The 14386-nt window shown below is 66.4% G+C and carries 15 protein-coding genes; 11 read left to right on the plus strand and 4 right to left on the minus strand.

The features are described from left to right. Nucleotides 1–65 precede the first annotated feature (65 nt). Nucleotides 66–545 carry a GNAT family N-acetyltransferase gene (locus FHS79_RS16645; RefSeq protein ID WP_373289739.1) on the plus strand — a complete coding sequence of 160 codons (480 nt, stop codon included), beginning with the start codon at nucleotides 66–68 and terminating at the stop codon, nucleotides 543–545. An 89-nt stretch (nucleotides 546–634) separates the two neighbouring features. On the opposite strand, the gene ppa is transcribed toward FHS79_RS16645, so the two are convergent. Then, a complete protein-coding gene (ppa, locus tag FHS79_RS16650) occupies nucleotides 635–1207 on the minus strand; it encodes an inorganic diphosphatase (RefSeq protein WP_184202663.1) in 573 nt (190 codons plus the stop codon). A gap of 71 nt (nucleotides 1208–1278) precedes the next feature. On the opposite strand from ppa, the gene FHS79_RS16655 reads away from it, so the two are divergent. Continuing rightward, entirely contained in the window at nucleotides 1279–1593 is a 315-nt protein-coding gene (locus FHS79_RS16655; protein WP_184202665.1) for a DMT family transporter, read from the plus strand. Here FHS79_RS16655 and FHS79_RS16660 read toward each other — a convergent pair. Both FHS79_RS16660 and FHS79_RS16665 read right to left on the minus strand, forming a co-directional pair. Beyond that, a complete protein-coding gene (locus FHS79_RS16660; protein WP_184202667.1) occupies nucleotides 1568–3751 on the minus strand; it encodes a CehA/McbA family metallohydrolase in 2184 nt (727 codons plus the stop codon). The two genes, FHS79_RS16655 and FHS79_RS16660, sit on opposite strands and share 26 nt — an antisense overlap. Before the next feature lie 62 nt (nucleotides 3752–3813). Continuing rightward, on the minus strand, nucleotides 3814–5751 hold the full coding sequence (locus FHS79_RS16665; RefSeq protein ID WP_184202669.1) for a M61 family metallopeptidase: 1938 nt from the start codon (nucleotides 5749–5751) through the stop codon (nucleotides 3814–3816). Nucleotides 5752–5816: 65 nt separating this feature from the next. On the opposite strand from FHS79_RS16665, the gene hisS reads away from it, so the two are divergent. The 3 genes from hisS (at nucleotide 5817) to prmC (ending at nucleotide 9026) form a co-directional block, all read left to right on the plus strand. Then, nucleotides 5817–7094, plus strand: coding sequence for a histidine--tRNA ligase (gene hisS, locus FHS79_RS16670; protein WP_184202670.1), 1278 nt, complete (start codon nucleotides 5817–5819; stop codon nucleotides 7092–7094). A 79-nt stretch (nucleotides 7095–7173) separates the two neighbouring features. After that, complete coding sequence (prfA, locus tag FHS79_RS16675) at nucleotides 7174–8238, plus strand: peptide chain release factor 1 (protein WP_184202672.1); 1065 nt, start codon at nucleotides 7174–7176, stop codon at nucleotides 8236–8238. Continuing rightward, nucleotides 8238–9026 (plus strand): peptide chain release factor N(5)-glutamine methyltransferase, encoded by a 789-nt coding sequence (prmC, locus tag FHS79_RS16680; protein ID WP_184202688.1) that lies wholly within the window; start codon nucleotides 8238–8240, stop codon nucleotides 9024–9026. Before prfA ends, prmC begins: the two co-directional genes overlap by 1 nt. On the opposite strand, the gene FHS79_RS16685 is transcribed toward prmC, so the two are convergent. After that, on the minus strand, nucleotides 9019–9699 hold the full coding sequence (locus FHS79_RS16685; protein ID WP_184202674.1) for a hypothetical protein: 681 nt from the start codon (nucleotides 9697–9699) through the stop codon (nucleotides 9019–9021). The two genes, prmC and FHS79_RS16685, sit on opposite strands and share 8 nt — an antisense overlap. Before the next feature lie 99 nt (nucleotides 9700–9798). Between FHS79_RS16685 and glmM the strand changes: the two genes are divergently transcribed. From glmM to FHS79_RS16715, 6 genes are all read left to right on the plus strand, one after another. After that, entirely contained in the window at nucleotides 9799–11130 is a 1332-nt protein-coding gene (gene glmM / locus FHS79_RS16690; RefSeq protein WP_184202676.1) for a phosphoglucosamine mutase, read from the plus strand. Continuing rightward, a complete protein-coding gene (locus tag FHS79_RS16695) occupies nucleotides 11130–11372 on the plus strand; it encodes a DUF4160 domain-containing protein (protein ID WP_184202678.1) in 243 nt (80 codons plus the stop codon). Before glmM ends, FHS79_RS16695 begins: the two co-directional genes overlap by 1 nt. Further along, nucleotides 11356–11604 carry a DUF2442 domain-containing protein gene (locus FHS79_RS16700; RefSeq protein WP_184202680.1) on the plus strand — a complete coding sequence of 83 codons (249 nt, stop codon included), beginning with the start codon at nucleotides 11356–11358 and terminating at the stop codon, nucleotides 11602–11604. Before FHS79_RS16695 ends, FHS79_RS16700 begins: the two co-directional genes overlap by 17 nt. Beyond that, nucleotides 11601–12386 carry a bifunctional hydroxymethylpyrimidine kinase/phosphomethylpyrimidine kinase gene (gene thiD, locus FHS79_RS16705; RefSeq protein ID WP_184202682.1) on the plus strand — a complete coding sequence of 262 codons (786 nt, stop codon included), beginning with the start codon at nucleotides 11601–11603 and terminating at the stop codon, nucleotides 12384–12386. Before FHS79_RS16700 ends, thiD begins: the two co-directional genes overlap by 4 nt. Then, entirely contained in the window at nucleotides 12383–12952 is a 570-nt protein-coding gene (locus FHS79_RS16710) for a ribonuclease HII (protein WP_184202684.1), read from the plus strand. The genes thiD and FHS79_RS16710 overlap by 4 nt, the downstream gene beginning before the upstream one ends. 192 nt (nucleotides 12953–13144) lie before the next feature. Further along, entirely contained in the window at nucleotides 13145–14263 is a 1119-nt protein-coding gene (locus tag FHS79_RS16715; RefSeq protein WP_184202685.1) for a site-specific DNA-methyltransferase, read from the plus strand. Nucleotides 14264–14386 lie beyond the last annotated feature (123 nt).

Here is a 14386-nt window from a genome sequence, read left to right on the forward strand (position 1 = left end):
TGCCGCGACCTTGGTTTGTGGTTCTGCGAGATTTCCCACCCTGACGTGCTGCTGGAGGTGACATGATGGATTTTCTGTTGCGCGGGGTGCGCCCGGGCGATGAGGCGCGGGTGCTTGAACTCGTCGTCGAGCTTGCGGTGTATGAGCGCGAGCCCGATGCGGTGAAGGCGAGCGTGGCGGATTTGACGGCGGCGTTCTTCGGGGTGCCGGCGGCGGCGGAATGCCTGGTGGCGGAGCTGGGGGGCGAGATTGTCGGCATCGCGCTGCATGCGCGCAACTTCTCGACCTGGACGGGGAAGACCGGGCTCTATCTGGAGGATCTGTATGTGTCCCCTTCGGCGCGGGGGATGGGGATCGGCCGGGCGATGCTGGTCGAACTGGCGCGGATTGCGGTGGCGCGGGGCTATGCGCGCTTCGAGTGGTCGGTGCTCGACTGGAATGCGCCCGCGATCCGGTTTTACGAGTCGCTGGGGGCGCGGATGATGGATGAGTGGACGGTAATGCGGGTGGATGGCGAGGGGTTGCGGGCGCTGGCGGCGGGGTAGGGCCCTTGGCTTTGACCCCTCACCCTCCCACGCGCTGAAGAAGCGCGTGGGCCCCTCCCTCTCCCGCAAGGGGAGAGGGGTTTTGAGGCTCAGCCCCTGGGGTCGCCGGGGTGGGGTTTGGGTTCGGGCTTTTCGGCGGCCTTGGCGCGCTCGATCGATTCGATGATCAGCTCTTCGGCCTTGGCGCGGCCCTGCCAGCCTTCGCAGCGGGTCCATTTGCCGGGCTCGAGATCCTTGTAATGGGTGAAGAAGTGCTCGATCTGCTGGAGCAGGATCTCGGGCAGGTCGGTGTATTCGTTGACATTGTCGTAATAGGGATAGACCTTGTGGACATTGACGCAGAGCAGCTTGGCGTCGCCGCCGCCATCGTCGGTCATCATCAGCACGCCCACCGGACGAACGCGCGCGATCGAGCCGGGGATGAAGGGGGTGCGCGCCACGATGAGCACGTCGATGGGATCACCGTCTTCGGCGAGGGTGTGGGGGATGAAGCCATAGTTGACCGGATAGCGCATCGGCGTGTGCAGGATGCGATCGACGAACAGCGCGCCGCTGGCCTTGTCGATCTCGTACTTGATCGGCTCGCCGCCGAGCGGGCATTCGACCACGACGTTGACATCGTGCGGGGGGTTAACGCCGATGGGAATCTGGTCGATGCGCAAATGAGCCTCCTGAAGTTGTGGGTCGGGATTAGGCCAACGATATTAAGATTTCAAATCGAAAGGCGTTTGTGATGGCGTGGTTGGCTCTGCTGCTGGGCGGATTGTTCGAGGTGGGGTTTGCGACCTCGCTGCGGTTTGTCGATGGGTTTCGCAACATCCCATGGGTCGTCACGTTCCTGCTGAGCGTGAGTGCGAGCATGATGCTGCTCGAATATGCCGGGCGGACGATCCCGATGGGGACGGCCTATGCGGTGTGGGCGGGCGTGGGCGCGGCCGGGGGCGTGGTGTTGGGGATGGTGTTTTTCGGCGAGGCGGTGAGCCTGGCACGGGTGCTGCTGCTGACGGGGCTGGTGGGGTGCATCATCGGGTTGCGGATGGTGGAGTGAGCGAGGCCGTGACCTTGTCAGCTGCCTTCGGATAGCTCTGCCAGCGGGTGAGCAGCGCCTGATAGGCGGCGCTGGCCTTTTCGATTTCCGGCCGAAGCAGCGGGCGCTGCTGGAGCCATTGCTCGGACAGGATGGTGCGGTTTTCCCACGGTTCATTGCCGATGACCGGGGTTTCATACGGTTCGGTCAGCATGGTCTTCAATTGGCCCTGCAGCTCGGCGACGATCTGCGGCACGGCTTCGCGCTTCCAGGTCGGCTCGTCTCCGACGACGACATAGACGGGCGCGCTGTGCGCCACGGTGGTGTTGCGGCCATCCTTGCGCTGGCCATAGGCGCGCACGGCGATCCACATGCTGCGATCGACCTTGATCTCCGTGTCGAGGCTGATGCTGTCGGTGCCGTTGTTGGCTGCGGTGCGGGCGACATCGCCCAGGGTGATGAGTTCCAGCCGGTCGAGCCGGTCGAGCTCCGGGTTGAGCCTTGCCAGCGCGCTGACCTTGAGGGTGGAGCCGGGGGCGACCCGCAGCTCCTCGCCCATGCCCTTGCCGTTGATGGAGAACTGGAGAAGCGGGCCGTTGGTGATGAAGGTGCGGCCTTCTTCATATGCCTTGTACCAGCGATCGACATCGAACGGGCCGCCGACGTTGACATAGTGCCGAACGATGCCGGGCAGATCGATATAGGGCCAGTCCGAGCCGGCCGCGGGCTTGATGCGATAGCCGAGATTGAGAAGCTTGTACCAGGCATCGGCGGTGACGCGACCGCCTTGCAGGATCTCGATGAAATCGACCTTGCCGAGCGGGGCGAGCAGCACGAGCCCGCGGTTCATGCGCGGGGCATGACCGCCGCGGGCGCCCCAGCCCATGTGCGCGAAGCCGGAGATGCCGCCTTGCGCCTGCATCTCGTCGAACACCTTGCCATAGTTGAAATATTCATCGGCCTTGAGGTGCATGGGCTGCTGGATGTTCTGGTGGATGGTGTGGCCGAAGAACCCGGTGCGCGGCGATTCCTGGCCTGAAACGATGGCGTGATCATCGCGGATGTAGCGGCTCGCCTTGCCCCATTTGCCGCCGTTCTGAAAGAACACCCGGACGATGTTGCCCATTTCGAGGACATTGGCGATGTGGATGTCTTCGGCGGCGATGAAGCCCCAGGCCGCCGGATCGACGGCTTCATCGCGGGTGAAATGGATATGGGCATCCCCCGAATACCAGCCGGCGGCGGGCATGTCGGCATAGCGTTCCATCTTGACGGTGACGTCGCTGACGGCGTTCCGGGTGATGGTGACGTTGCTGATGTGGAACTTGTATTCGATTCCGCGGCCGACGATCAGCTCATAGGTGCCGACGGGCAGGCGGGCTTCATAATTCTTGTCGGCATAGAAGATCTGGCGGTTTTCGGAGGGCCAGAAGGTGCGGTCGTTGGCGGCCATCATGGTGCGATCATCGGCGAAGCGCTGCAGGGTGAGCGCGGTCCTGTTGGCGAGCGGGGCGCGGCCGCTGGCATCGTAAAGGCCGACGCGGGCGGGGACGGACAGGCCCTTTTCGTCCTGGAAGTGGAGTTTGACGGTGCCGAATTCGGTCGGTTCGACGGTCTTGTTGCTGCGGCTGATCTTGAGATCGCAGATGACCATGGCACCCGAACCCGGCGCCGAAAAGGCAATGTCCGAGCCCTGGGTGGCCTGGCCCGCGAGGCGGGCCCGATCGAGGGTCAGGGTTGCGGTCGCGAACCTTGCCGATTTGTCGGGTTCGACATTGTGGATGCCGACGCCGGTGCCGCCGTTCTGATCCCAGCCGACGATGAACGGTGTGGTGACATCGGTGGCGTAGGTGATCTGCAGCTCGACCGGCTCGTCGATGTCGAAGGCGTATTTGTCATCGACGTCGAGAACGAAGAACTCGCCGTAGAGGCAGGCGCGGCCATCGACGGTGATGACCTTGGAGATGACATCGGGCCAGAGATCGCGCACGCCTTCGAGATGGGCGCGATTGGTCCCCATGATGCGTTTGATGTTCGGGCGCTTCCAGTCGAGCACCTTGACGAAGCGGGCTTCGACGCCATGAGCGCGGGCAGGGGCCCCGAAACCTGTGCCGATGCCGGACAGGGAGCCGATGATGGCCAAGGCTGTGACAACCGCGAGCGCACGAAATCTCATCATATGCTTCCCCCTTGGAGGGAAGCTGCACCAGCCTTATCCGGAAAGCAACACGGCCCTGCTCTTTATGAGAGGGGCTTGAGAAGCTGGTCGAGGTAATCGGGGCCGGTGCCGGTGCGTTTGAAGCTGGGGTAGAGCAGGCCCTGGTTCCAGAGGAGATCGACCTGGCGGAGGCGATCGGCGCTCTTGATGAGCAGGCGGATGGGGGTCTTGGCACCCTTGGCGGCGGTGATCTCGGCTTTGATGAGGTCGTTCGAATAGGGCTTGTCGTTGACGGCGAGCAGCTGGTCCCCGACCTTGAGGCCGGCGGCGTACGCGGGGCTCATGTACTGGACGGCGACCAGGCGGCTTTCGCGACCGATGACGAAGCCGCCCGAATAGCTGAGGTTGACGGTGCCGCCGCCGCCGCGCTCGCTGGCGGTGAAGGCCTTGCTGGGCTTGTCGGTATATTCGAGCGTGTAGCCGCTGGCGGCGAAGCCTGCGAGCGGCGCGCGGGGATTGGGCTTGCCGACGCGATCGTTGAAGAAGCCGGTCCAGTCCATCGGGTGCAGGCCGTTCAGGATGGTGGTGATGGTGGACAGATCATAGGGCAGCACGCCCCAATCGCCATTGTTGGTGCCGAAGAAGGCGCGGGCGAAATCGTCGATGCCCCTGGCTCCTTTGGTTTCGCGGCGCAGGATCGAATCGACCTCCATCCAGATCAGCAGGCCCTCGTTGTAATAGTCCTCCGAGCGCTGCTCGCTGACCCAGCCCTTGGGGGCGCGCGCCGAGATGACGGGATCGTTGGTGGTGTCGATGAGCGGGCGCCATTCGCGGCCGTGGCGGGTATCGAGCGAGGCGGCGATATTGGCATAGGCGGCGAGCGTGTCCTCGCGGCTGGTCAGGCCTGAGCGCGCGGCGAGGACATAGCCCCAGAATTGCGTCTGGCCTTCATAGACCCAGAGCATCGAATTGCGGAGCGGCGTGCGGAAATCGGGGACGATGCTGTCTGCGCCGCGGCGGAACTTGCCGTTCCAGCTGTGGGTAAATTCGTGCGGGAGAAGGTTGCGGGTGGAAGACGGCGTGTCCCAGCCGGTGAAATAGGCCTGGGGCTCGCTGTTCTCCGAGCTGCGGTGGTGTTCGAGGCCGATGCCGCCCAATTGGTCGGTGAGCGCCAGCAGGAAATCATAATGATCGAAATGCCTGGCACCGAAGGTCTTCACGCTCTGGGTGACGAGGCGCTTGTGGGCGTCGATGTGCTCGGGCTTGGCTTCGAGGAAGCGGGCTTCGTCGGCGACGACGTTGAGGGTGACATTCTCGCCGAGATCCCAGGCCTTGAAGTGGCGGCCGGCGAAGAACGGGCTGTCGACCAGCGTTTCATAGTCGGTGGTTTCGTAGGTGATCGTCTGGCCGCGCGTGGTGGCGGGGCGGAGCGCGCCGGCGGCCTTGAAGCCCTGCGGCCAGGTGACGGTGAGCGCCACCGGGATAGCCCTTGTGAACCAGCCGGCGGGATAGAGGCTGACCTGGTTGGGCTGCAGATTGACCATGTCCGACGTCATCACGATGCGGCCCTGGTTGGCGGCGGTGGCGCTGAGGAACTCGAAGCGGGCCTCGACGCTGCGGGCGCCGGCGGGGACATCGACGGTGAAGGCATAGACATCGAGCGGATCGCGCACCCAGGGGAGCGTCTTGCCGCCGGCGGTGATGGTGAGCCCGGCGAGCTTTTCGATCTGGCCGCGCGGGCCGTGGTTGCCGGGGAGCCATTTGGGGAAGAGCAGGGTGAGCTTGCCGGGGACGGGCAGGGTGCTGGGGACGGGGATGGTCTGGCGGACCTTGAAGATGCCCTGGGCGGTGTCGCTGGCATCGACGGCGACCGCCATGGTGCCGGGGAAGCGCCCTTCTCGCGCCGCGGGAATGGGATCGGTGATCGGCAGCGGGGTGGGCATGGAGCGCCCGTTGACCTGGGGCGTTTGCGCCGTGGCGGCAGTGGAGAGCAGGACTACAAGGATCAAGGATTTGTGCATGGAAGTGGATTAGACCCAGGGCGGGCAGCGTGACAAGAGCGGGGGCGGCGGATATGGCGGGCGGCATGAGCAGCATTCAAAAGCCGCCCCAAAGACCCCGGGGCACGCAGGACATGATCGGCGAGGCGGCAGAGCGCTTCGACCATGTGGTGCGGACGTTCGACCGGGTGCGGCGGCTGCATGGCTATGCGCGGGTGGAAGTGCCGGTGTTCGAGAGCACTGCGGTGTTTGCGCGCGGGCTGGGCGAGACGACCGATGTGGTTTCGAAGGAGATGTATTCATTCGAGGACCGGGGCGGGGATTCGCTGACGCTGCGGCCCGAGTTTACGGCCGGGATCTGCAGGGCGTTCGTGGAGAATGGCTGGCAGCAGTTGGCGCCGATGAAGCTGGCGACCTGGGGGCCGCTGTTTCGCTATGAGCGGCCGCAGAAGGGGCGCTTCCGGCAGTTTCACCAGCTCGATGCCGAGGTGATCGGCGCCGGGGAGCCGGCGGCCGATGTGGAGGTGATTGCGCTGGGGGCGCAGCTGCTGGCCGAGCTGGGGGTGGCGGACCGGGTGGTGCTGCAGCTCAACACGCTGGGGGATGCGGAGACGCGCGGGCGCTGGCGGGATGCGCTGGTGGCGCATTTTTCGGGCCATCTCGATGTGCTTTCGCCCGAAAGTCGTGAGCGCCTGGCGAAGAACCCGCTGCGGATTCTGGACTCGAAGGCCGAGAGTGACCGGGCGCTGGTGGCGGATGCGCCGCGGATCGATGCGTATATGACCGCGGAGGCCGGGGCGTTCTTCGAGCGGGTGATGCGCGGGCTGGAGGCGAGCGGCGTGGCGTTCGAGCGGGCGCCGGCGCTGGTGCGCGGGTTCGACTATTATCGGCACACGGCGTTCGAGTTCGTGACGCAAGCGCTGGGTGCGCAGGGGACGGTGATCGGCGGCGGGCGGTATGATGGGCTGATCGGGATGATGGGCGGGCCGGAGACGCCGGCGGTGGGCTGGGCGGGCGGCATCGAGCGGCTGGCGCTGCTCGCCGGGCTGCCGGCCGAGGTGCGGATGCAGGTGGCGGTGGTGGCGGCCGATGCGCAGGGAGAGGAAGCGGCGTTGCGGCTGCTCGCCGGGCTGCGGTCTGCCGGGGTTTCTGCCGAGCAGGGCTGGAAGGGCAATCTGAAGAAGAAGATGGAGCGCGCCGGCAAGGCGGGGGTGCGGCTGGTGCTGCTGGTGGGCAGCGACGAGCTGGCAGCCGGCGAGGCGACGCTGAAGGACATGGGATCGGGCGAACAGCGGCGTGTGGCGCTTGGCGAGGCGGTGACGGCGGTGCGGGCGCGGCTGGCTGGGGGTGGGCTGTGGGGTTGATCGCTGTGAAGGCCCTCACCCTCCCACGCGCTGAAGAAGCGCGCGGGCCCCTCCCTCTCCCGCGGTGCGGGAGAGGGGTGTGCTGATTTCGCCTGAACGGTTGGGGCAGATTGCGCGGCGGCATGCTGATTTGGCGGCGCAGATGGGCAATCCCGATCTGGCGGCGGACAAGTTCGTGCAGATTTCCAAGGATTATGCCGAGCTGACGCCTGTTGTCGAAGCGGCAGAGGCGCTCCGCGCCTTGCGTGAGGAGGCGGAGACGCTGCGCGGGATTCCCGCCGATGACGAGATGCACGAGATGGCGCTCGAGGAGCTGGCGAGCATCGAGGCGCAGTTGCCGGCGGCCGAGCGCGTGCTGGCGCTGAAGCTGCTGCCGCGCGATGCCGCCGATGCCAAGCCGGCGATGCTCGAGATCCGCGCCGGGACCGGGGGGGATGAGGCCGCGCTGTTCGCGGGCGATCTGTTCCGCATGTACGAGCGCTATGCCTCGACGCAGGGGTGGCGGGTCGAGGTGATGAGCGCATCGGCCGCCGAAATGGGCGGCTACAAGGAAGTGGTGGCGAGCGTGACCGGCGAGGGGGTGTTTGCCAAGCTGAAGTTCGAGAGCGGGGTGCACCGGGTGCAGCGCGTGCCGGCGACCGAGACGCAGGGGCGGATCCATACCTCGGCGGCGACGGTGGCGGTGCTGCCCGAGGCCGAGGAGGTTGATGTGCAGATCGACGAGAAGGATTTGCGGATCGATGTGTTTCGCTCGTCGGGGCCAGGCGGGCAATCGGTCAACACAACCGATAGTGCGGTGCGGATCACGCATTTGCCGAGCGGGCTGGTGGTGCAGCAGCAGGACGAGAAATCGCAGCACAAGAACAAGGCCAAGGCGCTGAAGGTGCTGCGCAGCCGGCTCTATGACCTGGAGCGGAGCAAGGTCGATTCGGCGCGGTCGGCGGACCGCAAGGCGATGGTGGGGAGCGGCGACCGGTCGGAACGGATCCGGACGTATAATTATCCGCAAGGACGCGTGACCGACCATCGGATCGGGCTGACGCTGCACCGGCTGCCCGAGATTCTGGAGGGCGGCGGGCTGGATGAGCTGCTGAGCGCGCTGATCGGCGAGGATGAGGCGGCGCGGCTGGCTGATCTGGCGTGATGGTTCGCGAGGCGCTTGCGATGGCGGCGCGGCGGGTGGGGCGGCTGGAGGCGGAGGTGCTGCTTTCGCATCTGCTGGCGTGCTCGCGGGGGGATCTGGTGTTGCGGCCCGAACGCGTGGTGGACCTGGGCGCGTTCGAGCCGATGCTGGCGCGGCGCGAGCTTGGCGAGCCGGTGGCGTATATCACCGGCGAGCGCGAATTCTGGAGCCTGCCGCTGCGGGTGACGCCCGATGTGCTGATCCCGCGGCCGGATTCGGAGACGCTGGTGGAAGCGGCGCTGCAGGGCCGTTTTGCGCGCGTGCTCGATCTGGGGACGGGATCGGGGGCGCTGTTGCTGGCGGTGCTGAGCGAGCGTCCGCAAGCGACCGGGGTCGGCGTGGATGCGAGTGCGGCGGCGCTGGAGGTGGCGCGGGGGAATGCGGCGGCACTGGGGCTGGGCGACAGCGCGGTGTTTCGGCTGGGGGATTGGGGGGCGGAGCTTGACGAGCGGTTCGACCTCATCCTGTGCAACCCGCCCTATGTGGAGGCCGATGCGGTGCTGAGCGTGGAGGTACGTGACTTCGAGCCGGGGGCGGCGCTGTTTGCGGGGGCCGACGGGCTGGATGATTATCGCCGGCTGGTGCCGCAGCTGCCGGGGTTGCTGGCGCCGGATGGGGTGGCGGTGTTGGAGATCGGGTGGAAGCAGGCGGACGCGGTGCTGGCGCTGGCGGCGGCGGAGGGGCTGGCGGGCGAAGTGCGGCAGGATCTGGCGGGGCGCGACCGGGCGCTGGTGCTGCGGACTATTTGAGCGGGGAAAAGACTGCCTCGGTGCGCTGCTCGCCGGCCTTGCCGAACTGTGCGCCCGCCATCTGCTGCACCGAGCGCGCGAGCGCCGGGCGACCGTCCGCCGCGATCGCGAAGTCGCTGACGACGTCGAACTTTTCGATCTTGGCGACGAGCATGATCGAAAAGGGCTTTGGCGCGAAGATGTGCACCCGGGTGGCCACCGGCGCTGTGCCCGACGTGTCCACCGCGAGGTCGGCGGAAAATTTGTCCGATCGGTCCCCGCCCATGTTGATGCTGCCCTTGGGCAGCTTGTCGATGCGATAGACGATCTGGCCGGGCTTTTCGCTGAGCCGCCGCGCGCCGCCGGCGAGATAATCGGCGATGCGGTGATAGCCGGGGATGGGGCTGCCCTTGATGGCCTTGGCCTGTTCGGCAATTTCCTCCGGGGTGGCCGGGCGGCCATCGGTGCTGATGCGCTTCAGTTGCTTGCCGTCCCAGCGATCGACGCGGGTGCTGGTTTCGGATGCGCCCTTGGCGTCGCGTGCGCTGGTCTTGCTTGTGCGCTCGAAGGTGATGGTGGCGGGCGGCACGGCGCGGGCACCGGCGATGACCTTTTGCAGCACCGGATCGGGCGGGGGTGCCGCTGCCAGCCCAAGGGAAAGTGCCAGCACGGCAAGGGCATGAACGGATCGCATGGCGCACGCTAGCGCGGCATTTTGCGTGCTGCAAGAGCAACACAGTGTCGCGTTGGTTCCGGGTTTGCCAGTCAATCCGGCGGCGCGTAAAGGATGCGCATGACACGCAGATATTTCGGCACCGATGGCATTCGCGGGCTCACCAACACCGCACCGATGACGGCGGCGATGGCGATGAAGGTGGGGCAGGCCGCGGGACGCCACTTCCTCAATGGCGGCCACAAGCACCGCGTGGTGATCGGCAAGGATACGCGGCTTTCCGGATACATGATGGAGTCAGCACTCACGGCGGGGTTCACCTCGGTGGGGATGGATGTGACGCTGCTGGGGCCGCTGCCGACACCGGCGGTGGCGATGCTGACGCGAAGTTTGCGCGCCGACCTGGGGGTGATGATCTCGGCGAGCCACAATCCCTTCCATGACAATGGAATCAAGCTGTTCGGGCCCGATGGCTACAAGCTTTCGGATGCGGCGGAGACGGCGATCGAGGCGCTGATCGACAGTGAGGTGGCGCTCGCCGAGCCGGCGGCGATCGGCCGGGCACGGCGGGTGGACGATGCGCAGGGGCGCTATGTGCATTTTGCCAAGGCGACCTTTCCCGATGACCTGCGGCTCGATGGGCTGAAGGTGGTGATCGATTGCGCGCATGGTGCTGCGTACCGCGTGGCGCCGACTGCACTTTGGGAGCTGGGGGCGGAGGTCGTGGCGATGGGGGTGGCGCCCGATGGCTTCAATGTGAATGCCGATTGCGGCAGCACACATCCGCGCGGGCTGCAGATGAAGGTGCTGGAGACGGGGGCAGACATCGGCATTGCGCTCGATGGCGATGCCGACCGGCTGATCGTGGTCGATGAGAAGGGCCAGATTGTCGATGGCGACCAGCTGATGGCGCTGGTGGTGGGGCGCGCGGCGGATGCCGGCACGCTGAAGGGCGGCGCCCTAGTGGCCACGGTGATGAGCAATCTCGGGCTGGAGCGCTGGCTGGTCGGGCGCGGGCTGGCGCTGCACCGTGCCGGGGTGGGGGACCGCTATGTGCTGGAGGCGATGCGCGCGCATGGCTGCAACATCGGCGGCGAGCAATCGGGGCATCTGATCCTGGCGGACCATTCGACAACCGGCGACGGGCTGGTGGCGGCGTTGCAGGTGATGGCCGCACTTGTGGCGACGGGCAAGCCGGCGAGCGAGCTGCTGCACCTGTTCGACCCGCTGCCGCAGGTGCTGAAATCGGTGCGTTTTTCGGGAACGCCGCTGGAGCGCGATGGCGTGAAGGCGGCGATTGCCGAGGGCGAGGCGCGGCTCAATGGGACGGGGCGGCTGCTGATCCGCAAATCGGGGACCGAGCCGGTGATCCGGGTGATGGCCGAGGGTGAGGACAAAAGGCTGGTGACGGCGGTGGTGGATTCGATCTGTGCGGCGGTGAAGGCGGGCTGATGCCGGAGCTGTTCCGCGAGGGCGGGCTCCGGTATTTCTTTTATGCCAACGAAGGCAGCCCGCGCGAGCCGGTGCATGTGCACGTTCGGCGAGGGCGCGAGGAAGCGAAGTTCTGGCTTCGACCCCTGGTATCACTGAGCTACAATGACGGACTGTCGGCACGTGAGTTGCGCGAGGCAGGGCAGGTGGTTCTGCGGGAACGCGAACGGATTGAAAGGGCATGGAATGACTTCTTCGCCTGAGCGGCTCTGGTTCGATGCCGATGCCATGTGGGTGGCGCTGGCTGATGGGCGCACCATGGGCGTTCCGCTGATGTGGTTTCCGCGCCTGCTGGCAGCGACGCCGGCACAGCGCGAGGCTTTCGAGTTGAGCCGGCGCGGCATCCATTGGCCCGAGCTTGACGAGGATGTGTCGGTGGCGGGGCTGCTCGCCGGGCTTGGCGACCAATCGCGGCCGAAGCGGGATGCGGCATGAGCCAGGCACGGGTGCTCATTGTGGCCGGGTCGGACTCTGGCGGTGGGGCGGGCATCCAGGCGGATATCAAGACCGTTACCTGCCTTGGCGGCTATGCGATGACGGCGGTGACGGCGGTGACGGTGCAGAACACGCTGGGGGTGACGGGGATCCACATGGTGCCGGCGGATGTGGTCGCGGCGCAGATGCGGGCGTGCATCGACGATATCGGCGTGGATGTGGTGAAGATCGGGATGCTGGGGGATGCCGGACTGATCGAGGCCGTAGCCGAGGTCTTGCGCGGGGTGGAGTGTCCGGTGGTGCTCGATCCGGTGATGGTGGCGACGTCGGGCGATCGGTTGCTGGAGGATGATGCGCTGTGGGCGCTTGTGGAGCATCTGGTGCCGCGCGCCACGGTGATCACGCCCAATCTGCCCGAGCTGATGGAATTGACCGAGACCGAGATCGAGGATGCCGCCGACATGCTGCTGGCGGCGCAGGAATTGCTCGACCGCGGCCCGCGCGCGGTGCTGGCGAAGGGGGGGCATCTGCCCGGCGATCGGCTGACCGACTGGCTGGTGTGGCGCGGCGGGCAGCGGGGTTTTTCCGAAGACCGGATCGACGGCCGCGACACGCATGGCACCGGCTGCACGCTGGCGAGCGGGCTGGCGGTGAGCCTGGCACAGGGGCTGGTGCTCGAGGATGCGGTGGTGCGGGCGCGGGCGTTCGTGCGGCAGGGCCTGTTGCAAGCGCCTGGCCTTGGAAGGGGCCATGGGCCGCTGGGTTTCTATCCGTTCGAATGATCATCGGCGTCGACGAGGCGGGGCGGGGGCCCTGGGCAGGACCGGTGGTGGCGGCGGCAGTGATGCTGCCGGCACGCGGCGTGGCGGGGGTGGGTGACAGCAAGGCGATTTCGGCGAAGCGGCGCGAAGGGCTGGCGGGGGATATTCGAGGTTGCTCCGAGGTGGGGGTGGGGCAGGCGAGTGTCGAGGAGATCGACCGGCTGAACATCTATTGGGCGACGATGCTGGCGATGGAGCGGGCGGTGGCTGATCTGCTCGCGAAGTGCGGGGGCGAACCCGAGCTGATCCTGGTGGACGGCAACCGGCTGCCGAAGTGGCGCTGGAAGGCGCAAGCGATCGTGGGGGGTGATGCGCTGGTGCCGGCGATCGGGGCGGCGTCGATCATCGCCAAGACGGTGCGCGATGCGATCATGGCCGGGCTCGATGGCGAATGCGGTGGCTATGGCTGGTGCCGCAACCAGGGCTATGGCACCGCCGAACATGCGGCGGCGCTCGCGCGGCTGGGGGTGACGGCGCACCATCGGCGGAGTTTTGCGCCGGTGCGGGCGCGATTGCAGGCTGTTTGAGTCTTTCGGGCAACACCCCATGGGTTGGGGGTGCGCAAGGTGCGGGACTCAACAGATTGTGGATGCGCGGGTGCGCGAGGCGGAATGTGACACTCTTGCGAATCTCCCAGTGATTCCAAGGGGATTCATCTAAGGTTGACGGCAGCGAATCGGGTGACTCTATGGGGATTCTCGTGTTCTGGGGATTTTCCGATGGCTGCAGCCAACCACAATCATATTGCCAACGACTGGCTGCCGACCAACCGGATCATCATGGGGGATTGCATCGCGGCGATGCGCGAGCTGCCCGATGGCTGTGCCGACCTGGTGTTTGCCGACCCGCCGTACAATCTGCAGCTGGCGCAGGACCTTCACCGGCCCGAGGGGGGCAAGGTCTCGGCGGTGGATGACGAGTGGGACAAGTTTTCGAGCTTTGCCGCCTATGATGCCTTCACGCGCGCCTGGCTGGCGGAGGCGCGGCGGATCTTGAAGCCCGATGGCGCTATCTGGGCGATCGGCAGCTACCACAATGTGTTCCGCATGGGTGCTGCGATGCAGGACGAGGGGTTCTGGATTCTGAACGACATCGTGTGGCGCAAGGCGAACCCGATGCCCAACTTCAAGGGCACGCGCTTCACCAATGCGCATGAAACGCTGATCTGGGCGGGGAAGAGCGAGAAGAGCCGCTATTGCTTCAACTATCATGCGATGAAGGCGATGAACGACGAACTGCAGATGCGGTCGGACTGGCTTTTTCCGATCTGCACCGGGGGCGAGCGGCTGAAGGTGGACGGGGTGAAGGCGCACCCGACGCAGAAGCCCGAGGCGCTGCTCTACCGCGTGCTGCTGGCGTGCACCGAACCGGGGGACCTTGTGGTCGATCCGTTCTTCGGCACCGGCACCACCGGGGCGGTGGCGAAGCTGCTGGGGCGGCGCTGGATCGGCATCGAACGCGAGGCGAAATATGTGGAGGTGGCGCAGGCGCGCATCGATGGCCTGCTGCCGCTGGAAGGCGGGATGACGCGGGTGAGCCAGGGCAAGCGCAGCGAGCCGCGCGTGGCGTTCGGGGCGCTGGTGGAAGCCGGCTATGTGCGGCCGGGGACGCGGCTGTTTGCGAGCGGGGGCAAGCATGTGGCGCATGTGCGTGCCGATGGATCGCTGGCGATGGGGGACAAGGTGGGCAGCATCCACCAGATGGGGGCGGCGGTGCAGGGGCTGCCGAGCTGCAATGGCTGGACCTTCTGGCATATCGAAGCCGAGGACGGGAGGCTGGAGCCGATCGATGTGAAGCGGACGGCGTGGCGGGCCGGGCTGGGGGCGATAGCGGCTTGAAAGAAGACTGTAGTTTAGTTGGGGTGCGAGGTAACCGGGGCAGATTGCCGGGCGTTAGGCAGCAGCGAGCCTGACGAGGCTGGGCAGACTGGGGATGCTCGACGCCCCTGGGACAGCGAAGCG

It is taken from the genome of Polymorphobacter multimanifer, assembly GCF_014205635.1.
In the GTDB taxonomy this organism is placed as follows: Bacteria; Pseudomonadota; Alphaproteobacteria; order Sphingomonadales; family Sphingomonadaceae; genus Sandarakinorhabdus; species Sandarakinorhabdus multimanifer.